The sequence below is a fragment of the Bacillus sp. ISO11 genome (assembly GCF_003458115.1).
Classification (GTDB): Bacteria; Bacillota; Bacilli; order Bacillales; family Bacillaceae_G; genus Bacillus_A; species Bacillus_A cereus.
Genome location: NZ_QXCO01000002.1, coordinates 153905 through 180015 on the forward strand (window position 1 = coordinate 153905; position 26111 = coordinate 180015).

Below are 26111 nucleotides of genomic sequence, written 5' to 3' on the forward strand. Positions count from 1 at the left end.
ATTATTGGAGATGCTATAGGATGAGAATTAGTAATAAATATATCACTCTCGATGAAATAGAGATAATAAGAGAATCCTTAAATAAATTGCATGAATATCATAATAATAAATCAAAATATTTTTCTGGCGATTACCCAAGAATGACATTTGAGGAACGTATTGAAAATTATAAAAAGAACTCAAAGTACGGAGAATATAGAATTGAATTATTGATTTGAGTCAGAAACAGATAATATATTAGGATTTTGTATAGCGTATAGTAAAAGCGTAAGCGGAAAGATTGAAGTTTTATTTGTTGATGAAAAATACCGAAGAAACGGATTTGGTTTGAAATTAATGAATAGTGCAGTGGAATGGTTTAAAGTGAAAAAGATAGATGAAATTGAATTAACAGTAGTGTATGGAAATGAAGCTGTATCATTTTATGAAAAGCTGGGATTTTATCCTCGTTCAATTATTATGGCAACTAAGTCATAACGATAGTATGGGGAGAGATGAGTGGGAGTTTTTGTTTCAAAAAAATGGTTCATATTTTACTAAATTATATGTGAAGAGCACATCAAAATAAATGTGCTTTTTATTATGGAAAAATTTATAAAAGCTGTATTTGGATATCTTTAAGTGAAAATAAAGAGGGATATCGAGAATATTTTAGGATAAACTATAAAGTGAAACTTTAATCAGTGGGGGGGGCATCCCCTACTGATTATCAGCCCTCACCAATCGGGCTTTTACGAGCAGTCCGCCCCCCCTAACTTCTTTGCTTCCGCTGAATTTTGATGTGGGGTCTTACTGCCTGTTAATGCGGGATAAAGAAATAAAAAACACCAAAACAAAAGACTTACCAATATACGGTGTAGTCGTAACAGGAAAACAGAGGATTTACAAAGTTTACAAGGGTCACCGTATATTAAGGCTGCTGTAAGAGGTGTAACAGTTGAGAAATATTGATTACGAGTAATTAATGTGAATAATCAGAAAACTTATGTTATAATATGGGAAAAGGAGGTTTATATGAGGCAAATACATGGAGCAATTTATATTTACATAACAATGTTTTTCGTGGCGATATCCTATGGATTGGGGCACGTGTATTCGCATCCTATACTAACTTTTTTAAGCGGAGCATGTATGGCGTTTGCGCTTCTTGTCCACCTTTTCTCAGTTTGGATCGTGAAATTTCAATTAAATATTAGTGAAATAGAAGAAGGCACTTTCTAAGTGGCCTTCTTTTTTTAATAATATTTTGGAAGGTCTTGCAGCAATTTTTCAATTTTGCATTCGGTTTCTTCACATATAGACAGTGTGCGTAGTCGGAAAAACAAACTACGTAAGAAAGATTTTATATTTCCGTATAGGTACTCGTACGATTCAGTATGTAATGTCTGTTTTTTGACGGGTAATTGAGCTACTAATTCATGAAGGGCTAATAGGAGTACCTCTTCCTTTAGACCATTTTGTAGCATTGCGACAATCGGATAAACGAGACGTTCGTCTTCTTCATATTTGTAGTAAATAGAATGGACACAAACTTTGTTTAATAAAGTTTGTAATATTTCTTCGTAATATAAAGTTTCCAGTTTAGGACTACGAACAAGCGCCTCAAATGTATCAGAAGCGTGAGCGATACTATGTGCCCAGCCGTGGTCTTGCACATATCCGCGGAAATCATGCTCGTTGTTCATATATAACACTAATCGATCTTTTACATGTAAAAGATCAGCCTGTGATAAGAAATTATGATTTGTATCGGCATCAATAATGAGTGCAATTAATAATGTTGTAAATGCACGGGTAAATACCGCATCTTCGTCATCCGAATGAATCTTATACAATAAATATTTGTCACTGATGCTTTCTAATAATAGTTTCTGTAATTGTGTGTGTGAAAGGTAGTCCTTTTTGATGAGATGGTAAAAAGTAGAGCAAATAAGTTTGTCCCTTAAATAGCTATCGGTAACACCGATATGTTTAAGCATATTGGAAATTAAAGAATCCATGTTAATTGTATCCATTACGTAATGATTATTACGAATTTCTTCTAACTGTTGTTGTAACATATAAACCACCTATTTTAGAAAATTCTGTATTTTAATAGTATAATAAGAGGAAGAAATAGACAATAAATAAGTGCTTTTGAATGGAGGTGGGCATTATGAAGAGAGCATTATTCTTTTTCATTAGTATTTTCTTTTTAGGAAGCTGTTCCATTTCGTATGTTACTTTTTCTAGCGAGAGCAAAAGTTGGACGGGACAATATAAGGGCCATATTAAGGACGACAGTGAAGATGGAGTGTTTACGTTTCAGTATAAGGGCGGAGATGGGAATACAGAATTTAAGAATTTAGAGATTGCTATTAATGGAGCCTTTAGTACAATGACACAAACGTCAGAAGTTCATAGAGGAGCAAAGGTTGAAATGAAGTCTTCTTGTGTAAGTTGCGCGCCTATCTCTAAAGATGAACCAATAGAGATTGTGATTAAATGGGATGATAAGTATGAGGAGAAGATGGTGCTAAATTTGAAATAGCCTAGAGTAAGGGGTTAAAAATGAATAGGCATATGAAAATTGTTATGTTTTTAAGTGTATTTCTAGTCGTATTATCAGCGTGTGATACAAAACAAGTAGAGCAAGTAACGGTAAAAGAAGGGTATATTATATTAAGAAATGACACGGTGTTTTTTGCCGATGATAAAACGTTTAAAACAAAAGTAGAGTTGCAACATTATATAGAACAACAAATGAATAAAGATCATCCAGCACATATAGTCTTGAGCTTTAAGGACAAAGACGCATATAAACAGTTAAAAACAGGGGATAAAATAAAAGTATGGTTTTCTCAAATACTTGAAAGTTATCCAGCAAAAATGATTGTAGAGAAATTTGAAATAGTAGAGAAATAAAAAAGGCAGCAATCAAGCTGCCTTTTTTATTATTTTACAAATTGTAACTCTTTCGGGAACTTCGTTAAAATTTCTGATCCGTCTTTTGTGATGTAAATATCATCTTCAATACGAACGCCACCTACGTTTGGTACGTAAATACCTGGCTCGATTGTGAAGACCATACCTTCTTTTAATGGAGACTCGTTGCCAGCTTTTACATCTGGATATTCGTGTACGCTAATTCCAAGTCCGTGACCCAGGCGGTGTGGGAAGAAGTCACCGTAACCTGCATCTGCGATAACAGAACGAGCAGCGTTGTCGATTGCGCCAAGTGTAACACCTGGTTTACATGCTTCAACTGCTTGTAGTTGTCCAGCAAGTACAGTGTTGTAAATGCGAGTTTGCTCTTCAGAAATTTCACCGAATGCTACTGTACGTGTAATATCAGAGCAATAACCATCAATGATTACGCCTAAATCAAATAGTACGAAATCGCCGCGTTTCATTTTGTTTGCGCCAGGAATACCGTGTGGAAGAGCAGAGTTCGCACCTGCTAATACCATCGTATCAAATGACATTTTATGTATGCCTTTTGTTTTTAATTCGTGTTCAATAATTGCTAATACTTCTAGCTCGCTGCGGTTTTCTTTAATTGCATTTACACCAACTTCAACAGCATAGTCCGCCATTTTAGCTGCTTCGCGTAAAATAGAAAGTTCTTTTTCATCTTTAATTAAACGAAGTTCGCGAACTTTCTCCTCAGCTGATTTGAAAGCTGCATTTGGGAATAATTTCTTTAATTCTTCGTAGCGCTCTACGTTTAAATGTTCTTTTTCAATTGCAACTGCATTTGCATTGATGCCGCGGTCTTTAATTGCTTTTGCAATCATATCCCATGGTCTGTCAGTATCAGTAAATCCGATAATTTCATGTGCCCAGCCAGCGTTACGTGCTTGGCCTTCTTCCATTTTAGGGCAAATTAAAATAGGTTCTTTTTCTTGGAATACAAACATACCAAGAAGTCTTTCGTGTGGTTCACAGTGGAAGTTTGTCATGTAGAAGACGTTCGGTGTAGAAGTTAAGAACGCAGCTTCTACGTTTTTTTCTTTTAGCCATTGCATTAAATTTTCTAATCTAGCATTCATCGATTGGCACCCCCGAGATATTTAATTACAAATATAACTTTAACTCGGAAGAAAGCGTTATGACAAGTAAATAGATGTTAGAAAAGACAGGGGATTGAAAAATCATGTAGAATAAAAAGTGAGAATGTGAATAGGGGAGGAATGTAATAATGAAAGTATCTTATCATGGACATTCAGTTGTGAAAATTGAGGCGAATGGAAAAGCTATTTTAATTGACCCGTTTTTAACAGGTAATCCGAGAACAGATTTAAAAGCTGAAGATGTAAAAGTGGATGCAATCCTTTTATCGCATGGACACGGTGATCATGTTGGAGATACAGTAGAACTTGCGAAGAAAAATAATGCAGTTGTTGTAGCGCCATTTGAACTAGCAACATTTTTAAGTTGGCAAGGTGTAAATACACACCCGATGCATATTGGTGGTTCACATGAATTTGACTTCGGAAAAGTGAAGTTTACACAAGCATTCCACGGCTCTAGTTATATTGATGAAGAAAATAAGACGATTACATATACAGGTATGCCAGCAGGTATTTTATTTACAGCAGAAGAGAGAACTGTATACCACGCAGGAGATACTGCACTATTCTCTGATATGAAGTTAATTGGGGAATTAAATAAAGTTGATCTAGCATTTTTACCAATTGGTGATAATTTCACAATGGGACCAGAAGATGCTGTACTAGCGGCAAAATGGATTAATGCGAAAACTGTTGTACCGATGCATTACAATACGTTCCCAGTTATTGAACAAGATCCATATCAATTTGTAGAAAAGCTACAAAATTGTACAGGGAAAGTATTAGAAGCTGGAGAAAGTATTACACTATAGAAAAGAAACCCTTCATTTGAAAAGAAAAGTGAAGGGTTTTTACGTGTGTAGGACAGCTTTTAATACTTGTATTTGTTTTGGTGATTCTTTTCTTTTGGTACGTGGCTGTTCAGGTGTTTCATTCAATTCCATTGTAACTTTTTTCCCATCTACGAAAGCTAAAAATACAGCACCTACAACCTCTAAAAGTTTTTTCATCATGTGTTCGCTCCTTTGATTTATTTCTTGTCTTAATTGTATAGGTAATCAAGTGTGCGAACTATCGAATGAGATGACAATAGCATTACATTGTTGTAATAGAATGACTGGTGGAATGTAAGAGTCATTTTGTTATAAAAAAAATAGTACAGGTATGCAAAGAGAGAGTGTAACAGTTTTGAAAATATAGTATACTGAAAGTACAACACATGAAGAATTTAGGGAAAAGAAAGTATGGTGAAACCATTTGGCTACCAAGCATAACCAAATTTTAGAACATATTAATAGCCTGCCAGTAGGCCATAAAATTTCTGTAAGACAAATTGCGAAAGATTTGAGTGTAAGTGAAGGGACCGCTTACCGTGCAATTAAAGATGCAGAAAATAAAGGGTATGTTAGTACAATTGAACGTGTCGGAACAATTCGAATTGAACAAAAGAAGAAAGAGAATATCGAAAAACTGACATATGCAGAAGTCGTTAACATTGTCGACGGTCAAGTACTTGGAGGCAGAGAAGGACTACATAAAACGTTAAATAAATTCGTAATCGGGGCAATGAAATTAGAAGCGATGATGCGCTATACAGAAGCTGGGAACTTACTTATTGTCGGTAACCGTACGAACGCACATCAATTAGCGTTAGAAACTGGAGCCGCTGTATTAATTACGGGCGGATTTGATACGGAAGATCATGTGAAGAAATTAGCAGATGAATTAAAACTGCCGATTATTTCAAGTAGTTACGATACCTTTACAGTTGCAACGTTAATTAACCGTGCGATTTACGATCAGCTTATTAAGAAAGAAATTGTACTCGTTGAAGATATTTTAACGCCAATTGAAGAAACATTATATTTAAAGCCAAATGATACAGTGCAGCAATGGCATGCCTATAATGAAGAGACGATGCACGGAAGGTATCCGATTGTTGATGAAAGTAACAAAGTGCTAGGAATCGTGACTTCAAAAGATATGATCGGTGTAGCGAAAGAAACACCAATTGATAAAGTAATGACAAAACACCCAATTACAGTGAACGGTAAAATGTCTGTCGCAGCTGCGGCACGTATGATGGTGTGGGAAGGTATTGAGTTACTTCCTGTTGTTGATGAAGGAAATAAACTACAAGGTATTATTAGCCGTCAAGATGTACTTCAGGCACTGCAAATGATTCAACGTCAGCCACAAGTTGGAGAAACCATTGATGATATTGTAACGAATCAATTTATGACGCCGAAAGAAGCGAAGAATGAGCATCTATATCAATTTTCGGTGACGCCGCAAATGACGAACTCAATCGGAACGTTATCGTACGGTGTATTTGCAACAATTGTGACAGAAGCGACAAATCGCGTCATTCGTGCGCAAAAGAAAAGCGATTTAATTGTTGAAAACTTAACGATTTATTTCGTAAAGCCGGTTCAAATTGATAATGTTGTATCTGTTCATCCGAAAGTATTAGAAATTGGGCGTAAATTTGGTAAGGTCGATGTAGAGGTGCATCATGAAGGTAATGTTGTTGGAAAGGCATTACTTATGGTGCAGTTAATCGATAAATAAAAAGATGGAACAAATCGTTTTGATTTGTTCCATCTTTTTTTGTTGTTTTAAATTTGAAAGGCATGATTTTAGATGGGAGTTTTAGTGAAATATGTATGGAGTGGAAAAGTAACGTAAGAAAAGACAGAATAGTAATTCGATTTGGCTGTATATTGTGTTATGATTATATTGTAAGAAAATGGAATTCTGAAAGGTGGTATGCATTATGTCGTCAGCCGTACTCTTTTTTGGTAGTATCGCACTATTTTACTTTCTTGTAATGATACCGATCCAATATTTATATTTACAAGGTTTACATGAAAAAAAGGAAAAGACAGGATTATCTCAGCGAGAGCTATATGAAAAAATGTCTTTTGGAGAAGAACAACTACATTTTCATGTACAAGGTAACCCATTTAATATACCATCTGCGTTTGTTGCATATATGATTTTGAAAGTTAAGGGACGTAAAAAAGCATCACAATATTGATGCTTTTTTATGTTGCTTCATAGACTTCGGCTTCTTTAACTGCTAATGGCAAGAAATGTTTGTATTGGCGAAACCCGTTAAATACACTTGCACTACCAAATAGAACGAATAAAACACCAACGATAATACGAGCGGTTGAAAGTTCTAAAAAGAATTGGTTTATCCCGAAAAATAAAACGAATGAACCGAGTGCCATTGCGGATTTTCCTGAGAGCCAACCTTTCTCCATTGGGCGGTTTGTACGAAAGTATTTTGTTTTGTAAAAGAGGTACAACATAAATGAGACGATAATACAGAAGACTAATACTGGCATAATGAACACTCCCATCGCTTTGTGAAAAATAATAGAAAAGAAAAAGAAATATCTAAACTTTCTAACTTTTATTATAAAGCAATTGTTCGCATGTATGAAATACTTTCCGTTATAATGGAGGATAAAGTGAAGAAGTTGATTAAAAAGGAGATTATACATATGCATGAGCAAATTTTAGGAGCAATTAAAGAGTTTGATACAATTATTATTCATCGCCACGTGCGTCCGGACCCAGATGCGTTAGGTTCACAGGGTGGTCTTGGTACAATTCTACAAGAATCGTTTCCAGAGAAAAATATTTATACGGTTGGGTACAATGAACCGTCACTAGCATACTTACGAGTAATGGATGATATTGAAGATAGTGTATACGAAAATGCGCTTGTTATTGTTTGTGATACTGCGAATCAAGAACGGGTTGACGATCAACGCTATACAAAAGGGAAGATGTTAATTAAAATTGATCATCATCCAAATGAAGATCCATATGGAGATATTACGTGGGTAGACACGACAGCGAGTTCTACAAGTGAAATGATTTATGAGTTTTATAACTATGGAAAAGATAAAGGATTAAAAATAACAAAAGAAGCAGCTCGCCTTATTTTAGCAGGAATTGTTGGAGATACAGGTCGTTTCTTATTCCCAAATACGACAGCAAAAACACTTCGTTACGTAAGTGAGCTTGTTGATATGGGTGTGAAATTCACAGATTTATACAATGAAATGTATAAGACAAAAGAAAAAATTGCTCGTTTAAACGGTTATATTTTACAAAACTTTACGATGGTAGAAGAAGGAGCAGCTTACATTAAATTAACGAAAGAAGTATTAGAAGAGTTTGATGTACTTCCTTCTGAAGCATCTGGTGTTGTTGGAGCGCTTGGCAATATTGATGGATTAAAGGCGTGGGTTCTATTTTTAGAGGAAGATGACGTAATTCGTGTTCGTCTTCGTTCAAAAGGGCCAGTTATAAACAAATTGGCAATGCAATATAACGGCGGAGGGCATCCGATGGCTTCTGGTGCCAAGGCATCTTCTTGGCAAGAAGCGGATCGTCTTTTTGCTGATTTACGTGAGATTTGTAAATAAAAGACTATATGTTAGAACGAAAAGAAGGAGCGGCGCTAAAGCCCTCCTTCTTTATTTTTCTTTCTCTATAGTAATGCTAATTTCAAGCACTGTATCAAAAGATATTGTATCGACTTTAAAACGGTATAGGCGATCGTAATGTTTGTATGTTTTATTTTCGATTACCTTTTTTAGTAGGTCTTTATTTTTTGCGATACTTTGAATGTTTTTCGTTAAAAGATGCTGGAGATCATTATGAATAGATGTAGTCATATTTTCGAGTGTAAGATTGTCTAAATCGTATTTTTCTCGATTGATAAGTTTTATTTTAATCTCTTGAATGGTTAAGAGCCGTTTATTTTCAGTGTTCAATTTTTCTTGATCTTCGAGAAGGACGTGGAGCTTTGCTTCTTGTTTTTCTATAATTTCTCTTTGTTCTGCTATTTTACTAGCTTGTTCTTGTTGAAAAACACCGTATATGTACAAAAAAATAAACCAGCTCAACACGCCTCCAACAGCAGCACCAGCTAATACTAAGTACCATCTTTTTGCTGTATTGGCACTTGGTACTCTCATACATGTTCCTGCGTTAGCCATTTAATAATAATGAGACCTGTTTGCATACCACCAGTTGCGAAAAAAATAAGGAGAATTTGTTTTACGATATCTTTCATATCTCCGCCAAAGAAACTTCTTTCAAAGCTATAAAAGGTATCGAATGTTCCGCCGATTGCTGCAACGAGTGCCCAAATTCTTAAATTTTGGGCGAATTGATTAATGTAAGTTAGAGCTGGTTTTCCGATAAGAAACGCACCAAATCCACCAATTAATGAACCGCCAAGTATAACCCCAAAGGCAATAAAATAACTAATAATAAGCAGAGAGAAAAAAGTATGTTCTCTTACATCCATCGTCATTCCCCTTTCTTCTTCATATATATGGACAAAGTATAAGAAGTATGTTTTGATTTCCGCTTTCCTCATCACCTATAATAAAAGTAGTCAAATAGGTAAAGAGAGGGTACAACAGTGAAGTTTGTGCATTTACAATGTCAAACCGTTTTTAGTTTATTAAAAAGTGCTTGTAAAATTGATGAGCTTGTAGTCAGGGCGAAAGAACTTGGTTTTTCATCGCTAGCTATTACGGATGAAAATGTTATGTATGGTGTTATTCCGTTTTATAAAGCATGTAAGAAACATGGTATACAGCCTGTTATTGGATTAACCGCTTCTATTTTTAGTGAAGAAGAAGAAAGGTCTTATCCGCTTGTATTACTTGCTGAGAATGAAATAGGCTACCAAAATTTATTAAAGATTTCTAGCAGTATTATGACAAAGTCCAAAGAAGGTATTCCTAAGAAGTGGCTTGCGCATTATGCGAAAGGATTAATTGCTATTTCGCCAGGTAAAGATGGCGAAATTGAGCAATTATTACTAGAAGACAATGAGAGTCAGGCTGAAGAAGTAGCTCGCACGTATCAAAATATGTTCGGCCATTTTTATATGAGTTTGCAGCATCATGCAATTCAAGATGAGTTGCTTTTACAAGAGAAACTACCTGAATTTATTAGTAGGGTTAATATTCCAGTCGTTGCAACAAATGATGTGCGCTATATCAATCAAAGTGACGCGCTTGTTCACGAATGTTTACTATCTGTTGAAAGTGGAACGAAAATGACTGATCCAGATAGGCCGAGGCTGAAAACAGATCAGTATTATTTAAAGTCATCGGATGAAATGGAAGCACTATTTTCCCATGCGCCGGAAGCAATCCAAAATACAATAAAAATTGCAGAGCGTTGCCAAGTAGAAATACCGTTCCATGTAAATCAACTTCCGAAGTTTCCTGTTCCGTCTAATGAAACGAGTGATATATACTTGCGTCGTGTTTGTGAAGAAGGTTTGCGGAAACGATATGGTGAACCGAAAGAAGTGCATATAAAGCGTTTGGATCATGAATTAAATGTTATTTCTCGTATGGGATTTAGTGATTATTTCCTCATCGTATGGGATTTTATGAAGTATGCACATGAAAATCATATTCTAACAGGACCAGGTCGTGGATCGGCAGCTGGTTCACTCGTTTCATACGTATTAGAAATTACAGATATTGATCCAATTGAATACGATCTATTATTTGAAAGGTTTTTAAATCCTGAACGTGTGACGCTTCCTGATATTGATATTGATTTTCCAGACGTAAGACGTGATGAGATGATTCGCTATGTGAAAGATAAATACGGTCAGCTCCGTGTTGCGCAAATTGTAACGTTTGGTACGCTTGCAGCAAAAGCGGCAATTAGAGACATTGCCCGCGTAATGGGGCTTCCGCCGCGAGATATTGATATATTTTCAAAACTTATCCCATCAAAGCTTGGTATAACGTTAAAAGATGCATATGAAGAATCACAATCACTTCGTGAGTTTATACAAGGGAATCTTTTGCATGAGCGTGTGTTTGAAATCGCAAAACGTGTAGAAGGTTTACCACGTCATACGTCTATTCATGCGGCTGGTGTTATTATGAGTCAAGAACCGCTAACAGGCAGTGTAGCAATTCAAGAAGGACATAACGATGTTTATGTTACGCAATATCCAGCCGATGCGCTAGAAGAACTTGGGTTGCTTAAGATGGACTTTTTAGGATTACGTAATTTAACGTTACTTGAAAATATTATAAAATTTATCGCGAACAAAACTGGGAAAGAAATCGATATAAGAAACTTACCTCTTCAAGATGAAAAGACATTCCAATTATTAGGGAGAGGAGATACAACAGGTGTATTCCAGCTTGAGTCAGGCGGTATGCGAAATGTACTTCGCGGGTTAAAACCGAATGAGTTTGAAGATATCGTAGCTGTTAACTCGTTATACAGACCAGGACCGATGGAACAGATACCGACTTTTATTGAATCGAAACATGGAAAAAGAAAAATCGAATATTTACATCCGGATTTAAAGCCAATTTTAGAAAGAACATACGGCGTCATTGTATACCAAGAACAAATTATGCAAATTGCATCGAAGTTAGCAGGGTTTTCGCTTGGAGAAGCAGATTTACTGCGCCGTGCAGTGAGTAAAAAAAATCGTGATATTTTAGATCAGGAACGTAAGCATTTCGTCCAGGGATGTTTGCGAAATGGATATGATGAGACGTCTGCTGAAAAAATTTATGATTTAATTGTAAGATTTGCGAATTACGGTTTTAACCGAAGTCACGCTGTAGCTTACAGTATGATCGGATATCAGCTTGCCTATTTGAAAGCGAACTATACGCTGGAATTTATGACGGCATTATTATCAAGCGCAATTGGAAATGAAGATAAAATTGTACAGTATATACGAGAAACGAAGCGGAAAGGTTTTCACGTTTTGCCGCCGTCTCTTCAGAGAAGTGGTTATAACTTCCAAATAGAAGGGAATGCGATACGTTACAGTTTACTTTCGATCCGAAATATTGGAATGGCTACAGTGACGGCATTATTAGAAGAACGAGAGAAAAAAATGTTCGAAGATTTATTTGAATTTTGTCTCCGTATGCCGTCAAAGTTCGTAACGGAGCGTAATTTAGAAGCTTTCGTCTGGTCGGGATGTTTTGATGATTTTGGTGTTTCGAGAACGAATTTATGGAAAAGTATTAAAGGGGCGTTAGAGTACGCGAATCTCGCACGTGATTTAGGAGATGCTGTTCCAAAATCAAAATATGTACAAGGAGAAGAGCTATCTTTTATTGAACAACTAAATAAAGAGAAAGAAGTACTTGGCTTTTATTTATCAAGTTATCCGACAGCGCAATATGTGAAGTTAGCAAAAGAATTAGAAATTCCATCTCTCGCTCAGGCGATGCGACACAAGAAAAAAGTACAAAGAGCTATTGTGTATATAACAAGTGTTAGAGTGATTCGTACGAAAAAGTTTCAAAAGATGGCATTTATTACATTCTGTGATCAAAATGATGAAATGGAAGCGGTCCTCTTCCCGGAAACGTATATACATTTCTCGGATAAGTTGCAAGAAGGAGCAATTGTTTTAGTTGACGGTACGATTGAGCTAAGAAATCATAAGCTGCAATGGATTGTAAATGGACTATATCCGCTAGAGGAAATGGATGTTTATGAAGAAAAGAAAGACGCATCTGTTTACGTGAAATTGCCATCTCAGTATGAGAAAAAGCTTTTAAATCGGGTTACGAAAATATTGTTCGACTATTCAGGTTTTGCGAAAGTACTAATTTATTATGAAAAGGAACATAAAATGGTACAATTATCTCGGAGTTTATCGATTCATCCAAGTGAAGAATGTTTAGGAGCACTTCGTGAAATTGTCGGGGAAGAAAATGTAGTTGTGAAAATATAATGGACAATTTCCCTACACTTCGATTATTATAGTAGTAGTGTTCGTGGTCAGACCACTTGGAGAAATTGATATCAGCAAGAATAATTTGAGGAGAGTGGATAGTTTGTCAACACTTCGTGAAGAAGCACTTCACATGCATAAAGTGCATCAAGGAAAATTAGAAACTGTATCAAAAGTAAAAGTAGAAAATGCAAAAGATTTAAGTCTTGCATATTCTCCAGGGGTTGCAGAACCTTGTAAAGAAATTTATGACGATAAAAGTAAGGTATATGAATATACGATGAAGGGAAATATGGTAGCAGTTGTGACAGATGGAACAGCTGTACTTGGTCTTGGTAACATTGGACCTGAAGCATCTCTTCCAGTAATGGAAGGTAAAGCTGTATTATTCAAGAGCTTTGCTGGTGTAGATGCATTCCCAATTGCCTTAAATACAAACGATGTAGATAAAATTGTTGAAACTGTAAAATTAATGGAGCCAACTTTTGGCGGCGTTAACTTAGAAGATATCGCAGCACCAAACTGCTTCATTATTGAAGAGCGTTTGAAAAAAGAAACAAATATTCCTATCTTCCATGATGATCAACACGGAACAGCTATTGTAACAGTAGCAGGTCTTGTAAATGCACTGAAATTAGTTGGAAAGAAAATGTCTGACATTAAAGTTGTCGCAAATGGCGCAGGTGCAGCAGGTATTGCAATTATTAAACTTTTATATCGCTATGGTGTACGCGACATTATTATGTGTGACCGTAAAGGGGCAATCTATGATGGTCGTCCTACAGGTATGAATCCGGTGAAGGATGAAGTTGCAAAATATACAAATAAGAATCGTATAGAAGGTTCTTTAGCTGATGTTGTACAAGGTGCAGACGTATTCATTGGTGTATCTGCAGAAGGTGCATTAACAGAAGAGATGGTTCGTACAATGAATGACGATGCGATTATTTTTGCAATGGCGAATCCAGTTCCAGAAATTATGCCAGAATTGGCAAAAGCAGCGGGCGCAGCTGTTGTTGGAACAGGTCGTTCTGACTTCCCGAACCAAGTAAATAATGTACTGGCGTTCCCTGGTATTTTCCGCGGTGCACTTGACGTACATGCGACACAAATTAACGAAGAAATGAAGATGGCAGCTGTACAGGCTATTGCTGAGCTTGTAGCAGAAGATGAGTTAAATGCAGACTATATCATTCCGGCACCATTTGACGCGCGTGTAGCGCCTCAAGTAGCGGCTTACGTTGCAAAAGCAGCAATGGAGACAGGAGTAGCTCGCCGTCAAGTAGATCCAAATGAGATCGCTGAAAAAACAAAACAATTAGCGCTGATTGGTAAAGAATAAGCGAGGAAATTCCATTGACATCATCAAATACAAAAGTATATCTCGAAATTGTAAAAAAAATCCGTTCCATTATGGAAGAGGATGGATTGGTGGCGGGGGATCGTTTGCCGTCTGAGCGTGAGTTAAGTTCACGCTTAAACGTAGGACGTTCCTCTGTAAGAGAAGCATTGCGTGCTTTAGAACTGGTAGGATTGATTGAAACGAGACGTGGTGAAGGGACGTTTATTCGAAACTTTTATGATAACGGTCTTGTACAATTAATTGCTCCGTTCTTATTGCAAGATGAGAAAACAATTCGTGATTTATTACAAACGAAACGATTACTCGAGAAAGATATGATTCGAATTGTATGTAATTTACCGAAAGAAACGTTTTCTAAAGTGCTAAGTAAATTACACCAAGTACTTGAAGGAAATGAAAACTCAATCCCAACGCTTCATCAAACGTTCTTTAAAACACTTATTGAACAAGTCGATAATTATTTACTATATCGCATTTGGATGATCGTAAATGATTACGTATCAACGCTTTCTTGTAAAGTTTCAAGAGATTCTATCGATATGTATAGAAAGCTTTACGCTACTTTGGAAGAAAAACAAGAAAATGATGCACTAAAAATTTACGATGAATTAGTAGAGAATATACAGTTTCACTCGTAATGTATAAAATTTGTCGAAATGACCATGACACGTTATGACAAACATTCTACCGCGTAGCGGTTAAAGTTAAACGTAAAGAGTGAGGTTATTAGACAGATTGAGAAGATAAGGCTAACATCAAACTTTGGTGTTAGCCCCATTTTCTTCTTACGCTAACCTTAGCTCTCAACGAAGGGGGTCAAATTGTGCTAAGAGATTTATTCGTGAAAAAGAAAAAGTACGCTGCAATACCTTCAGAACAAGTACGAAAAGATGTGCCAGATGGCGTTATGACAAAATGTCCGGAATGTAAAAAAATCATGTATACGAAAGAACTTCTAAAAAATTTAAAAGTATGTGTGAATTGTGGATATCATCATCCTATGAATGCATGGGAACGTCTTGATAGTATATTGGACGAAGGGTCATTCCGTGAGTATGACAAAGAAATGGTTTCATTAAATCCACTCGAGTTTCCAGGTTATGAAGAGAAACTAGAGAGCGATCGTAAGAAGACTGAATTGAACGAAGCGGTTGTAACTGGTGAAGGAACAATTGATGACATGCTTGTTGTTGTTGCAGTAATGGATTCTCGTTTTCGAATGGGGAGCATGGGCTCTGTAGTAGGAGAAAAAATCGCCCGTGCGGTTGAAAAGGCGTACGACTTACAAGTTCCATTTATTATCTTTACTGCTTCGGGTGGTGCCCGTATGCAAGAAGGTATATTAAGTTTAATGCAAATGGCAAAAACAAGCGTAGCTTTGAAAAAGCATAGTAATGCAGGAGGATTATTTATTTCTGTTATGACTCACCCAACGACGGGCGGGGTTTCAGCGAGTTTCGCTTCACTTGGTGATTATAATCTTGCAGAACCAGGTGCACTTATCGGATTTGCTGGTAGACGTGTAATTGAACAAACGGTGCGTGAGAAACTACCGGAAGATTTCCAAACGGCAGAATTCTTACTAGATCATGGTCAATTAGATGCGGTGGTGCATCGTGATGATATGAGAGAATCGCTTCGTAAGATTTTAGAAGTTCATCAAGGAGGGGAAGTGGCTGTATGGCAGAGCTAGAATTTGAAAAACCAGTTGTTGAGCTAAGAAATAAGATTCGTGAACTGAAAGACTATACGAAAAACAGCCAGATGGACTTCAGTGAGGAGATTCGTATTTTGGAAGAAAAGCTAGAAAATTTAGAGGAAGATATATACGGCAATCTAAAAGTATGGGACCGTGTTCAAATTGCTCGTCATGCAGAACGACCGACAACGCTCGATTATATTGAGCACTTATTTACTGATTTTTTCGAATGTCATGGAGATCGTCTATTTGGCGATGATGCAGCGATTGTCGGCGGCATTGCGAAATATAAAGGGATGCCTGTAACTGTAATTGGGCATCAGCGCGGAAAAGATACGAAAGAAAATATTCGCCGTAACTTTGGCATGCCTCATCCAGAAGGATATCGAAAAGCACTGCGTCTCATGAAACAAGCGGAAAAGTTTAATCGTCCTATTATTTGTTTCATCGATACGAAGGGAGCTTATCCTGGTAAAGCAGCTGAAGAACGTGGACAAAGTGAAGCTATTGCCCGCAACCTATTTGAGATGGCAGGTTTAACGGTACCAGTTATTTGTATCGTTATCGGTGAAGGTGGTAGTGGTGGTGCGCTAGGCCTTGGAGTAGGAGATTACATTCATATGCTAGAAAATTCCACTTATTCTGTTATTACACCAGAGGGTGCAGCGGCAATTCTTTGGAAAGATGCAGGAAAAGCAAAGGAAGCTGCAGAGGCAATGAAAATTACAGCAGCAGATTTGAAAGAATTAGGTGTAATTGATGAAATTATTCCAGAGACAAAAGGTGGAGCTCACCGTAATATTTTGAAACAGTCAGAAAATATAGACTTAATAATTAGAAAAACTTTTGAACAATTAAACGGAATTTCGAAAGATGAATTAATCGAAAAACGTTATGAAAAATATATGAAAATTGGGCAAGTTTCGTTTTCAAACGCTTCCATTGGGATAAAATAAGAAAAGCGTGCGTTCCTCTTCGCGAATGCACGTTTTTATTATGAAAAGACACATCTTCTCCATTGTGTTTTTATATTTTTTCGTGTTATTTTATTATAAGGCAAATAATCTTTATGAGGTGAGTACAAATGAAACGTATTGGTGTATTAACAAGTGGTGGAGATTCACCTGGTATGAATGCTGCCATTCGTGCAGTTGTTCGTAAAGCGATTTTCCATGATATTGAAGTATATGGTATTTACCATGGATACGCTGGATTAATTTCTGGTCACATTGAAAAATTAGAACTTGGTTCTGTTGGCGATATTATCCACCGCGGTGGTACGAAATTATATACAGCAAGATGTCCTGAGTTTAAAGACCCAGAAGTACGACTAAAAGGTATCGAGCAATTAAAGAAACATGGTATCGAAGGACTTGTTGTTATTGGTGGAGATGGTTCTTACCAAGGCGCTAAAAAATTAACTGAACAAGGATTCCCATGTGTTGGTGTACCAGGTACAATCGACAATGATATCCCTGGAACAGACTTCACAATTGGTTTCGATACAGCTTTAAACACTGTTATTGATGCAATTGATAAAATCCGTGATACAGCTACATCTCATGAACGTACATATGTTATCGAAGTAATGGGACGTCATGCTGGAGATATCGCATTATGGGCTGGTTTAGCTGATGGTGCAGAAACAATCTTAATTCCAGAAGAAGAGTATGACATGGATGATGTAATCGCTCGTCTAAAACGTGGTAGCGAACGTGGTAAAAAACACAGTATTATCATTGTAGCTGAAGGTGTTGGAAGTGCAATTGACATCGGTAAGCACATTGAAGAAGCAACAAACTTTGATACTCGTGTAACTGTATTAGGTCACGTACAACGTGGTGGATCACCAAGTGCACAAGACCGTGTATTAGCAAGTCGTCTTGGTGCAAGAGCAGTTGAGTTGTTAATTGCTGGTAAAGGTGGACGTTGTGTAGGTATTCAAGATAATAAACTTGTTGATCATGACATTATCGAAGCGTTAGCTCAAAAGCATACAATCGATAAAGATATGTATCAATTATCTAAAGAATTATCCATCTAATCGGCGTAATGTCAGATATTTGGGAACGGTTTCATAATTTTCGGAGGTGCAATATGCGTAAAACTAAAATTGTATGTACTATAGGTCCTGCTAGTGAAAGTATTGAAAAATTAGAGCAATTAATCGAAGCAGGTATGAACGTTGCTCGTTTAAACTTCTCTCATGGTAGCCATGAAGAGCACGGAGCTCGTATTAAAAACATTCGTGAAGCTTCAAAGAAAACTGGTAAAACAGTTGGTATCTTACTTGATACAAAAGGTCCAGAAATCCGTACTCACGACTTCGTAGACGGACAAGCTGAGCTTGTAACAGGTGCAGAGGTAGTTCTTTCTACTGAGCAAGTATTAGGTACTGCAGAGAAGTTCTCTGTATCTTATGCTGGTCTTTATGACGATGTAGACCCAGGTTCTCGTATTCTAATCGATGACGGTCTTATCGAACTAGAAGTAATCGAAAAAGCTGATGGAAACATCCGTACAAAAGTTCTTAACAGCGGAACTGTAAAAAATAAAAAAGGTGTTAACGTACCAAACGTAAGCATTAAGCTTCCTGGTATCACTGAAAAAGACGTAAAAGATATCATCTTCGGTATCGAGCAAAAAGTTGATTTCATTGCAGCTTCATTCGTACGTAAAGCGTCTGACGTATTAGAAATCCGTGAATTATTAGAAGAGCATAACGCTCAATACATCCAAATCGTACCAAAAATCGAAAACCAAGAAGGTATCGACAACATCGATTCAATCTTAGAAGTTTCTGACGGTTTAATGGTAGCTCGTGGTGATATGGGTGTAGAAATTCCACCAGAAGAAGTACCGTTAGTACAAAAACGTCTAATTAAAAAATGTAACGTGTTAGGTAAACCGGTTATTACTGCAACACAAATGTTAGATTCTATGCAACGTAACCCACGTCCAACTCGTGCGGAAGCAAGTGACGTAGCTAACGCAATCTTCGATGGTACAGATGCAATCATGCTTTCAGGTGAAACAGCTGCTGGACAATATCCGGTAGAAGCAGTAACAATGATGGCTAACATTGCGGTACGTGTTGAAAAATCATTACAATATGAAGATATGTTCAAAAAACGTATTAAAGAGTTCACTCCAACAATTACAGATGCAATTAGCCAATCTGTTGCGCATACAGCACTTGCTCTTGATGTAGCTGCAATCGTAGCTCCAACAGAAAGTGGATATACTGCGAAAATGATCTCTAAATACCGTCCAAAATCTCCAATCGTAGCTGTAACATCTGACGAGCAAGTAGGACGTCGTCTTGCACTTGTTTGGGGTGTACAAGCATTTATGGCTGAGAAGCGCGCAGCTTCAACTGACGAAATGTTAGATACAGCAATTCAAACAGGTATGGATGCGGGTCTAATTGGACTTGGAGATACTGTAGTGATTACTGCGGGTGTTCCAGTTGCTGAAACTGGTACAACAAACTTAATGAAAATCCACGTTGTTGGTGAAGAAATTGCTAAAGGACAAGGAATTGGTCGTAAAGCTGCAAAAGGTAAAGTAGTTGTAGCAAAAACAGCTGCTGAAGCTGTAGCGAACGTAAACGAAGGTGATATCCTTGTTACAACAAGCACTGATAAAGATATGATTCCTGCAATCGAAAAAGCTGCGGCTTTAGTTGTAGAAGAAGGTGGCTTAACAAGCCATGCAGCTGTTGTAGGCGTATCAATCGGTATTCCTGTTATCGTTGGTGTAAACGGCGTAACAGCAACTTTAAAAAATGGCCAAGAAGTAACAGTTGATGCAGCACGCGGAATTGTTTATAATGGACATGCGGAAGTGCTATAAGTAATACGGAGAGAAGGATCGGAGTCCTTCTCTTTTTTTTACACAAAAACGAGATAGAATTAGCTTAAAGCGCCTAGAATTGCTTTTAAAAGCTGTTTGTTATGTGTTTTAATATGAAAGAGTATCTATATTTCATATGATGTATATAGGCGTTGTGAGGACGTTAAAAGTGAGTTGTGAGAGAGGTGTAGAACTATGAAGTGGTTACTATTCTTGTTTATTTTAATACCGGCGATTGAGATTACGGTCTTAATTGGATCAAGTCATGTAATAGGTTTATGGTCTACGTTCGCTATGATTGTATTTACAGGTGTTGTAGGTGTGTATTTGGCGAAAAGACAAGGGTTTAAAGTGCTTGGAGAGATTCAATCTAAGTTGAATAGAGGGGAAATGCCAGGTGAGGCGGTACTAGATGGTATTTTTGTATTTGTAGGAGGTATTCTCTTAGTGCTTCCTGGGTATGTGACAGATGTGCTAGGGTTTATCTGCGTGATCCCTATTACGAGAGCTTTATTGAAGCCGCTTGTTATGAAGTGGATGGAATGGAAATTTAGAAAGAACTCTACTATTATTATTCAGAAATAGCACTTAGATTGTAGAAATCTAAGTGCTATTTTTTGTGTTGTAAGAGGAGAGGAGCTTTCTGGTTGAAGCTTTGCTTTACCGCGCTATTTGTGGGGTGGAATTTCTATCTCAAAGCTGGGCTGCTCGTAAGTGTCTGGTGTGGGGCGAATGATGAGTGGGGATGAACAAAACGTTCGCTTATTATATGTGCTATATAATTTTCGTTTGAATTCTTGTGTGTACTTCGATTAAACTTGTGATTTTTTAGTGCTATTAATTTAGATGAATAAGATGGAGGGAACGCTGCTGAATTAAATTTTTGCTTTCTTATATAAAGGAACGATTGGTGTAAAAAATTCATATAAAAAGGCGGAGATTGTTAGTTGAAGTCTTGTTTTATGCTATTTTGTATATTTATTCATTTACATAAAAAGTAATAAATGTAAATGATAATTATAAAATAAATAGAATAAATATGTAAAAATACCACGAAATATGCGTTTTTCATGCAAAAAAACAAGAGAATTATCTTTTTTGAGTGCAATTCTCTTGTTTTATGTAATGAGTATGAAAAATAAGTACAAGGAATAATCAGTGGGAAATTCCCACTGATTACATGTAAGTTTTTTGTTGTGTATGAATTAGAAACTATTATTTTGAAGGTGAACCTTTAATATATTTCCACAAGTCATGGAAGACATTAGCTTTGTGTAATGTATTAAGTAGTACTAAGGTGACTGGGCCGATGATTAATCCTAAAAAGCCAAAAAGTTTAAAGCCGACAAATAGAGCGACGAGTGTTGCTAATGGATCGAGACCGATGTTAGATGAAAGTACTTTCGGCTCCATAATTTGTCTTTGGACAATCACGACGATGTATAAAATGAGAAGACCAATGGCGAATGCGGTATCGCCAGTGAAAAATACGTATATAACCCATGGAACGAAGACTGCGCCTGTTCCTAAGTATGGTAGTAAATCTACAACTCCTGTAATAATCGCAATAGTAATGGCGTATGGTACGCGTAATATTAAAAGTCCGATTAGTACAATGACGGTTGTCATAGATACGAGTGTAAGTTGTGCTTTCACAAAACCAAACAAAGCTTTTCTTAAGTCGACAAAAATAGTTTTTCCATAGCCATGTACACGATTCGGTAGCAATTTTCTTGCCTTCTGAGCAAGACGGTGCCAATCGTAACTAATGAAGAAAGTGGCTAATAAAATGAATACAAGAACAGTTAAAGTTGTTGGCAGTGCACTAATGAAATTCGTTAACCCGCTTATAATGGCGGTTAAAAGTTCTTTCATTTGTGTTGTTGCTTCTGTTCCTAAGTTTTGAATGTTTTGTGTAATTGTATAGCGCTGTGGTTCTCCAAGATGATTAAATTTAGAGATTAAATCATCGTAGAGAGGCATAATATGATTAAGTGCAAATTGCTGAGCGAATGTAACGATATCTGGAAACTTTACTGTAACAAGTTGTAGTAAGTATGTTGTGGCAGATATTGCTTCAGTCACAAGATATGTAACAAGTCCAACGATAGCTCCAAATACGAGAATTAAGCTAACGAGTACTGCTAGTGCGCGAGGAAATTGTAGTTTTTGATTAAGGAAATTGACGACAGGATTAATCAAATAAGCAAATGCAAAAGCGATAATAAAAGGATAGATAAGCCCTGACATGTATAGTAATACATAGAACCCAGCTACCGTTGCTACAATGACAAATATGAGTCTCAATATCATATATAGTAAGTTTCGGTTCAAAGATGTATACCTCCCATTCCAATTTGGATTATCCTAATTCGTTCAACTTATAACGAGTGTGCTCCACTGATTAAAGTTTCACTTTACCCCGCATTAACGGGCAGTAAATCTCCTACCCGAAGTGCGGCTGGATCAAAGGAGTTAGCTGGAGATAAACTGCCCGTAAAAGCCCGATTGGTGAAGGCTAATAATCAGTGGAAAATGCCCCACTGATTAAAGTTTCACTTTATGTTATAGTGGAATGATGGATTTTTCCTGCTTTTTCAGTATGTGAGTGACTGTGAAAGCTTGGTGTTGATGCTTCTACTATATGGTAAAAACTTCATTTTCTCTTCTTTTTATTTTACCTGTTTCTAATTAGAAAAGAAAGAAGAGACGCCCGTTTTTTAAAATGTATACATGCTTAAATTTTGATGGTGAAAGTCTCAGTTTGTCATTTTAAAATACATAAAAAATGAAGTGATTCATGTTGAATAGGCATCGATATAGCATGTATAACGATAGGTTTAAAGGTATTTTTGTTTGGAAATGAGTTCATTATTTTCAGAAAGGAAGTGCAAACATGATTAGTCAGTCAACGTTATTTTTATTCATACTACTTATTATAGGACTTATTGCTAAAAACCAATCGCTTACTGTAGCTATTGGTGTGTTATTTTTATTGAAGTTTACGTTTTTAGGAGATAAGGTCTTTCCTTATTTACAAACGAAAGGAATTAACCTAGGTGTAACGGTCATTACAATAGCGGTGCTCGTACCGATTGCGACAGGGGAAATAGGTTTTAAACAACTTGGAGAAGCGGCGAAATCTTATTATGCGTGGATTGCTTTAGCTTCAGGTGTAGCGGTCGCTTTGTTAGCGAAAGGCGGCGTACAATTGTTGACGACGGATCCTCACATTACAACTGCGCTTGTTTTTGGGACAATTATAGCGGTTGCGCTATTTAATGGGGTTGCTGTTGGTCCGTTAATTGGGGCTGGAATTGCCTATGCGGTTATGAGTATTATACAGATGTTTAAATAAGGAATTTTATAGTAATATAAAATTTTTGAATTCTTTCTGTTCACAAAAGTCAGATAATTGTTTATAATAGGATTAGAAACTTTGAAAAGTTACATAACAGCAGAGACTTTACACCAGATAAAATAAAAACAACATAAAACAATTTTATAATGATATTGTTTTATGTTGTTTTTATCATAAAACTCTTCGGAATGTATTTTCCTCACTAACTTGTTGTTTTGAGCGTGAGGATTCGGGGAGACATTCACGCTCATGCTTTCCATGTAAACAATGGACAATAAGAGGGGAACATCGTAACAAATTTGCATGATCGTGCATTTTGCTTGCCTAAAGAGTGAACGGGCGTTCATAATTCATAAGGGGAGCAAATAGATATAAGGAGCAAGGTTGGGAGAATTTTCAGGAAAAGGAGAGAATGTCATGACTGTTATTCGAGGTTTAGAAGGGGTAGTAGCAACAACATCATCTGTGAGCTCTATTATTGATGATACATTAACTTATGTTGGGTATAATATTGATGATTTAGCTGAGAATGCTACGTTTGAAGAAGTAGTGTACTTATTATGGCACCGCAAGCTTCCTAATGAAAAAGAACTAGCGGAATTTAATGAAATTGTATCTGAATACTATAAAGTTCCAGGTGAGATTTTAACATATTTGAAACAAGTAGATTTAAAAATTGCACATCCGATGTCTGTTTTACGAACTGCAATTTCCATGCTATCATTATACGATGAGAGCGCTGAAATTATGGATGAAAAGTCCAATTATTTGAAAGCGGTTAAATTACAGGCGCAAGTCGGAACTTTAGTTGCTGCTTACGCGAGAATCCGTAAAGGTTTAGATATTGTTGAGCCAAGAAAGGATTTATCATTAGCTGCAAACTTCTTGTACATGTTAAATGATCGCGAGCCAAATGAAGTTGAAATTGAAGCTTTTGATAAGGCGCTTGTACTTCATGCAGATCATGAGTTAAACGCTTCTACATTTACTGCACGTGTTTGCGTAGCTACACTTTCAGATGTATATTCTGGTATTACAGCAGCAATCGGTGCATTAAAAGGTCCTCTTCACGGTGGGGCAAATGAAAATGTAATGAAGATGTTAACTGAGATTGGTGAAGAAGAAAATGTAGAGTCATATATTCATAATGCTCTTCAAAATAAAGTGAAAATCATGGGCTTTGGCCACCGTGTGTATGAGCAGGGTGATCCACGTGCAAAACACTTACGTGAAATGTCTAAGAGATTATGCGTGCTTTTAGGAGAAGAGAAATGGTATAATATGTCTATCAAAATTGAAGACATTGTAACAAAAGAAAAAGGTCTTCCACCAAATGTTGATTTCTATTCAGCTTCTGTATACCATTGTTTAGGAATTGACCATGACTTATTTACACCTATTTTTGCAATTAGCCGTATGTCAGGCTGGTTAGCTCATATTCTAGAACAATATGAAAACAACCGTTTAATTCGTCCGCGTGCTGATTATAATGGACCAACGCATCAAGTGTATGTTCCAATTGCACAACGATAAGCGAATAACACTATTTTGATAGTGAAAATACGCTTTCAAAAGTCTGATTTTTTCGGAAAGATGTAATGATTAGAATATTTTAATTTGACTAACGGTTTGAACTGAGGGGTTATTCCCTCAGTTTCATACATATGAAATTTCAAACATGGGGGTTATCACATTGACGACAGGTGAAAAAATTACTGTAACTAATGGTGTTATGAATGTACCAAACAATCCGATTATTCCATTTATCGAGGGAGATGGAATTGGTCCTGATATTTGGGCGGCTGCATCTCGCGTACTAGAAGCAGCAGTTGAAAAAGCTTATGATGGTGAGAAGAAAATCGTTTGGAAAGAAGTGCTTGCAGGGGAAAAAGCATTCAACCAAACAGGCGAGTGGTTACCAGAAGAAACTTTAAACTTAATTCGTGAATATTTAATCGCGATTAAAGGTCCACTTACAACTCCAGTTGGCGGTGGTATTCGTTCTCTAAACGTAGCACTTCGTCAAGAATTAGATTTATATGTATGTCTACGTCCAGTTCGTTATTTTGAAGGTGTTCCTTCACCTGTAAAACGTCCGGAAGATACTGATATGGTTATTTTCCGTGAAAATACAGAAGACATTTATGCTGGAATTGAATATGCACAAGGATCTCCAGAAGCAGAAAAAGTTCTTGCTTTCTTAAAAGAAGCAATGGGTGTTAATAAAATCCGCTTCCCAGAAACATCTGGTATTGGTATTAAGCCGATTTCAGAAGAAGGGACAAAGCGTCTTGTTCGTGCTGCAATTCAATATGCAATTAACGAAAAACGCTCTTCTGTTACATTAGTTCATAAAGGAAACATTATGAAATTTACAGAAGGTGCTTTCAAAAACTGGGGTTACGAAGTAGCGGAACAAGAATTCGGCGACAAAGTATTTACTTGGGCTGAATACGATCGTATCGTTGAAAAAGATGGTAAAGATGCAGCGAATAAAGCGATGGCAGACGCTGAAGTGGCTGGAAAAATCATCGTAAAAGATTCTATTGCAGACATCTTCTTACAACAAATTTTAACTCGTCCACGTGAGTTCGATGTTGTTGCAACAATGAACTTAAATGGTGACTATATCTCTGATGCACTTGCTGCACAAGTAGGTGGAATTGGTATTGCACCTGGTGCAAACATTAACTATGTGACTGGACATGCTATCTTTGAAGCTACACACGGTACAGCTCCAAAATATGCAGGTTTAGATAAAGTAAACCCATCTTCTGTTCTTCTTTCAGGTGTATTATTATTAGAACACTTAGGATGGAACGAAGCTGCGAAATTAGTAACTGCTTCTGTTGAGAAAACAATTGCTTCAAAAGTAGTAACTTATGATTTCGCACGCTTAATGGAAGGTGCAACAGAAGTGAAATGTTCTGAGTTCGCTAATGAACTTATTAAAAACATGGATGTAGCGATAATCAAAAACGCATAATTAAAGCGGGGGGTAA

The 26111-nt window shown here is 36.7% G+C and carries 25 protein-coding genes and 2 pseudogenes; 20 read left to right on the forward strand and 7 right to left on the reverse strand.

Annotated features, from left to right (window positions below):
• Positions 1–20: 20 nt before the first annotated feature.
• From D1166_RS02740 to D1166_RS02750, 3 genes and pseudogenes are all read left to right on the forward strand, one after another.
• Positions 21–477 (forward strand): annotated as a pseudogene (locus D1166_RS02740) (GNAT family N-acetyltransferase).
• Positions 478–811: 334 nt separating this feature from the next.
• Positions 812–951, forward strand: a pseudogene (locus D1166_RS31545) (anti sigma factor C-terminal domain-containing protein); the annotation flags it as partial.
• A gap of 63 nt (positions 952–1014) precedes the next feature.
• A complete protein-coding gene (locus tag D1166_RS02750) occupies positions 1015–1221 on the forward strand; it encodes a hypothetical protein (protein ID WP_001248905.1) in 207 nt (68 codons plus the stop codon).
• A 14-nt stretch (positions 1222–1235) separates the two neighbouring features.
• On the opposite strand, the gene D1166_RS02755 is transcribed toward D1166_RS02750, so the two are convergent.
• Positions 1236–2060, reverse strand: a complete 825-nt coding sequence (locus D1166_RS02755; RefSeq protein ID WP_000941455.1) for a DUF2785 domain-containing protein — start codon at positions 2058–2060, stop codon at positions 1236–1238.
• Between the two features lie 95 nt (positions 2061–2155).
• Here D1166_RS02755 and D1166_RS02760 point away from each other — a divergent pair, with 95 nt between their 5' ends.
• Positions 2156–2530 (forward strand): hypothetical protein, encoded by a 375-nt coding sequence (locus D1166_RS02760; RefSeq protein WP_000816711.1) that lies wholly within the window; start codon positions 2156–2158, stop codon positions 2528–2530.
• Positions 2531–2550: 20 nt separating this feature from the next.
• Positions 2551–2904 carry a DUF3221 domain-containing protein gene (locus tag D1166_RS02765; RefSeq protein WP_001079374.1) on the forward strand — a complete coding sequence of 118 codons (354 nt, stop codon included), beginning with the start codon at positions 2551–2553 and terminating at the stop codon, positions 2902–2904.
• A 29-nt stretch (positions 2905–2933) separates the two neighbouring features.
• On the opposite strand, the gene pepQ is transcribed toward D1166_RS02765, so the two are convergent.
• On the reverse strand, positions 2934–4031 hold the full coding sequence (gene pepQ, locus D1166_RS02770) for a Xaa-Pro dipeptidase (protein ID WP_000994024.1): 1098 nt from the start codon (positions 4029–4031) through the stop codon (positions 2934–2936).
• A 149-nt stretch (positions 4032–4180) separates the two neighbouring features.
• Between pepQ and D1166_RS02775 the strand changes: the two genes are divergently transcribed.
• Entirely contained in the window at positions 4181–4864 is a 684-nt protein-coding gene (locus D1166_RS02775; RefSeq protein ID WP_097861919.1) for a metal-dependent hydrolase, read from the forward strand.
• Positions 4865–4903: 39 nt separating this feature from the next.
• Here D1166_RS02775 and D1166_RS31135 read toward each other — a convergent pair whose 3' ends face one another.
• Complete coding sequence (locus D1166_RS31135) at positions 4904–5065, reverse strand: hypothetical protein (RefSeq protein ID WP_000976306.1); 162 nt, start codon at positions 5063–5065, stop codon at positions 4904–4906.
• A 244-nt stretch (positions 5066–5309) separates the two neighbouring features.
• Here D1166_RS31135 and D1166_RS02780 point away from each other — a divergent pair, with 244 nt between their 5' ends.
• Both D1166_RS02780 and D1166_RS02785 read left to right on the forward strand, forming a co-directional pair.
• A complete protein-coding gene (locus tag D1166_RS02780; RefSeq protein ID WP_000201590.1) occupies positions 5310–6623 on the forward strand; it encodes a CBS domain-containing protein in 1314 nt (437 codons plus the stop codon).
• A 205-nt stretch (positions 6624–6828) separates the two neighbouring features.
• On the forward strand, positions 6829–7092 hold the full coding sequence (locus D1166_RS02785) for a DUF3949 domain-containing protein (protein WP_000093045.1): 264 nt from the start codon (positions 6829–6831) through the stop codon (positions 7090–7092).
• A 7-nt stretch (positions 7093–7099) separates the two neighbouring features.
• Here D1166_RS02785 and D1166_RS02790 read toward each other — a convergent pair whose 3' ends face one another.
• Positions 7100–7405: a YtpI family protein gene (locus tag D1166_RS02790; protein WP_001144776.1), complete on the reverse strand. Its 306-nt coding sequence runs from the start codon at positions 7403–7405 to the stop codon at positions 7100–7102.
• Between the two features lie 159 nt (positions 7406–7564).
• Here D1166_RS02790 and D1166_RS02795 point away from each other — a divergent pair, with 159 nt between their 5' ends.
• A complete protein-coding gene (locus D1166_RS02795; RefSeq protein ID WP_000545137.1) occupies positions 7565–8497 on the forward strand; it encodes a DHH family phosphoesterase in 933 nt (310 codons plus the stop codon).
• 51 nt (positions 8498–8548) lie between these two features.
• Here the strand turns inward: D1166_RS02795 and ytrI are convergent, their stop codons facing one another.
• The gene (ytrI, locus tag D1166_RS02800) at positions 8549–9052 is read right to left on the reverse strand and encodes a sporulation membrane protein YtrI (RefSeq protein ID WP_001265740.1); all 504 of its coding nucleotides are present in this window, start codon (positions 9050–9052) and stop codon (positions 8549–8551) included.
• The gene (locus D1166_RS02805) at positions 9049–9462 is read right to left on the reverse strand and encodes a YtrH family sporulation protein (protein WP_002005839.1); all 414 of its coding nucleotides are present in this window, start codon (positions 9460–9462) and stop codon (positions 9049–9051) included. The genes ytrI and D1166_RS02805 overlap by 4 nt, the downstream gene beginning before the upstream one ends.
• 42 nt (positions 9463–9504) lie before the next feature.
• Between D1166_RS02805 and dnaE the strand changes: the two genes are divergently transcribed.
• From dnaE to D1166_RS02845, 8 genes are all read left to right on the forward strand, one after another.
• A complete protein-coding gene (gene dnaE / locus D1166_RS02810; RefSeq protein ID WP_000673729.1) occupies positions 9505–12831 on the forward strand; it encodes a DNA polymerase III subunit alpha in 3327 nt (1108 codons plus the stop codon).
• A gap of 133 nt (positions 12832–12964) precedes the next feature.
• Complete coding sequence (gene ystJ / locus D1166_RS02815; protein ID WP_161508111.1) at positions 12965–14173, forward strand: NADP-dependent malic enzyme; 1209 nt, start codon at positions 12965–12967, stop codon at positions 14171–14173.
• A 14-nt stretch (positions 14174–14187) separates the two neighbouring features.
• On the forward strand, positions 14188–14832 hold the full coding sequence (locus D1166_RS02820; protein ID WP_000204440.1) for a FadR/GntR family transcriptional regulator: 645 nt from the start codon (positions 14188–14190) through the stop codon (positions 14830–14832).
• A gap of 185 nt (positions 14833–15017) precedes the next feature.
• Positions 15018–15887, forward strand: a complete 870-nt coding sequence (accD, locus tag D1166_RS02825) for an acetyl-CoA carboxylase, carboxyltransferase subunit beta (protein WP_000942857.1) — start codon at positions 15018–15020, stop codon at positions 15885–15887.
• A complete protein-coding gene (gene accA, locus D1166_RS02830; protein WP_000818807.1) occupies positions 15875–16849 on the forward strand; it encodes an acetyl-CoA carboxylase carboxyl transferase subunit alpha in 975 nt (324 codons plus the stop codon). The genes accD and accA overlap by 13 nt, the downstream gene beginning before the upstream one ends.
• Before the next feature lie 128 nt (positions 16850–16977).
• Positions 16978–17937: a 6-phosphofructokinase gene (gene pfkA / locus D1166_RS02835; protein WP_000821156.1), complete on the forward strand. Its 960-nt coding sequence runs from the start codon at positions 16978–16980 to the stop codon at positions 17935–17937.
• Positions 17938–17990: 53 nt separating this feature from the next.
• Complete coding sequence (pyk, locus tag D1166_RS02840) at positions 17991–19748, forward strand: pyruvate kinase (protein WP_001232673.1); 1758 nt, start codon at positions 17991–17993, stop codon at positions 19746–19748.
• Positions 19749–19943: 195 nt separating this feature from the next.
• On the forward strand, positions 19944–20333 hold the full coding sequence (locus D1166_RS02845; RefSeq protein WP_000871631.1) for an FxsA family protein: 390 nt from the start codon (positions 19944–19946) through the stop codon (positions 20331–20333).
• A 630-nt stretch (positions 20334–20963) separates the two neighbouring features.
• Here D1166_RS02845 and ytvI read toward each other — a convergent pair.
• Positions 20964–22082 carry a sporulation integral membrane protein YtvI gene (gene ytvI, locus D1166_RS02850; RefSeq protein WP_001081388.1) on the reverse strand — a complete coding sequence of 373 codons (1119 nt, stop codon included), beginning with the start codon at positions 22080–22082 and terminating at the stop codon, positions 20964–20966.
• A 562-nt stretch (positions 22083–22644) separates the two neighbouring features.
• Between ytvI and D1166_RS02855 the strand changes: the two genes are divergently transcribed.
• From D1166_RS02855 to icd, 3 genes are all read left to right on the forward strand, one after another.
• Positions 22645–23106 carry a DUF441 domain-containing protein gene (locus D1166_RS02855; protein ID WP_000625507.1) on the forward strand — a complete coding sequence of 154 codons (462 nt, stop codon included), beginning with the start codon at positions 22645–22647 and terminating at the stop codon, positions 23104–23106.
• A gap of 387 nt (positions 23107–23493) precedes the next feature.
• Positions 23494–24642, forward strand: coding sequence for a citrate synthase (gene citZ, locus D1166_RS02865; protein WP_000503652.1), 1149 nt, complete (start codon positions 23494–23496; stop codon positions 24640–24642).
• A 160-nt stretch (positions 24643–24802) separates the two neighbouring features.
• On the forward strand, positions 24803–26095 hold the full coding sequence (gene icd / locus D1166_RS02870; RefSeq protein ID WP_000206898.1) for an NADP-dependent isocitrate dehydrogenase: 1293 nt from the start codon (positions 24803–24805) through the stop codon (positions 26093–26095).
• The last annotated feature ends 16 nt before the right edge of the window (positions 26096–26111 follow it).

Coding starts and splice junctions, on each gene's coding strand:
- ytrI (WP_001265740.1), bottom strand. CDS start 9,052: ATGAGAGTACCAAGTGCCAATACAGCAAAAAGATGGTACTTAGTATTA.
- D1166_RS02795 (WP_000545137.1), top strand. CDS start 7,565: ATGCATGAGCAAATTTTAGGAGCAATTAAAGAGTTTGATACAATTATT.
- D1166_RS02755 (WP_000941455.1), bottom strand. CDS start 2,060: ATGTTACAACAACAGTTAGAAGAAATTCGTAATAATCATTACGTAATG.
- D1166_RS02785 (WP_000093045.1), top strand. CDS start 6,829: ATGTCGTCAGCCGTACTCTTTTTTGGTAGTATCGCACTATTTTACTTT.
- D1166_RS31135 (WP_000976306.1), bottom strand. CDS start 5,065: ATGATGAAAAAACTTTTAGAGGTTGTAGGTGCTGTATTTTTAGCTTTC.
- D1166_RS02790 (WP_001144776.1), bottom strand. CDS start 7,405: ATGCCAGTATTAGTCTTCTGTATTATCGTCTCATTTATGTTGTACCTC.
- pfkA (WP_000821156.1), top strand. CDS start 16,978: ATGAAACGTATTGGTGTATTAACAAGTGGTGGAGATTCACCTGGTATG.
- D1166_RS02750 (WP_001248905.1), top strand. CDS start 1,015: ATGAGGCAAATACATGGAGCAATTTATATTTACATAACAATGTTTTTC.
- D1166_RS02845 (WP_000871631.1), top strand. CDS start 19,944: ATGAAGTGGTTACTATTCTTGTTTATTTTAATACCGGCGATTGAGATT.
- pyk (WP_001232673.1), top strand. CDS start 17,991: ATGCGTAAAACTAAAATTGTATGTACTATAGGTCCTGCTAGTGAAAGT.
- D1166_RS02775 (WP_097861919.1), top strand. CDS start 4,181: ATGAAAGTATCTTATCATGGACATTCAGTTGTGAAAATTGAGGCGAAT.
- pepQ (WP_000994024.1), bottom strand. CDS start 4,031: ATGAATGCTAGATTAGAAAATTTAATGCAATGGCTAAAAGAAAAAAAC.
- D1166_RS02855 (WP_000625507.1), top strand. CDS start 22,645: ATGATTAGTCAGTCAACGTTATTTTTATTCATACTACTTATTATAGGA.
- ystJ (WP_161508111.1), top strand. CDS start 12,965: ATGCATAAAGTGCATCAAGGAAAATTAGAAACTGTATCAAAAGTAAAA.
- accA (WP_000818807.1), top strand. CDS start 15,875: ATGGCAGAGCTAGAATTTGAAAAACCAGTTGTTGAGCTAAGAAATAAG.
- D1166_RS02760 (WP_000816711.1), top strand. CDS start 2,156: ATGAAGAGAGCATTATTCTTTTTCATTAGTATTTTCTTTTTAGGAAGC.
- D1166_RS02765 (WP_001079374.1), top strand. CDS start 2,551: ATGAATAGGCATATGAAAATTGTTATGTTTTTAAGTGTATTTCTAGTC.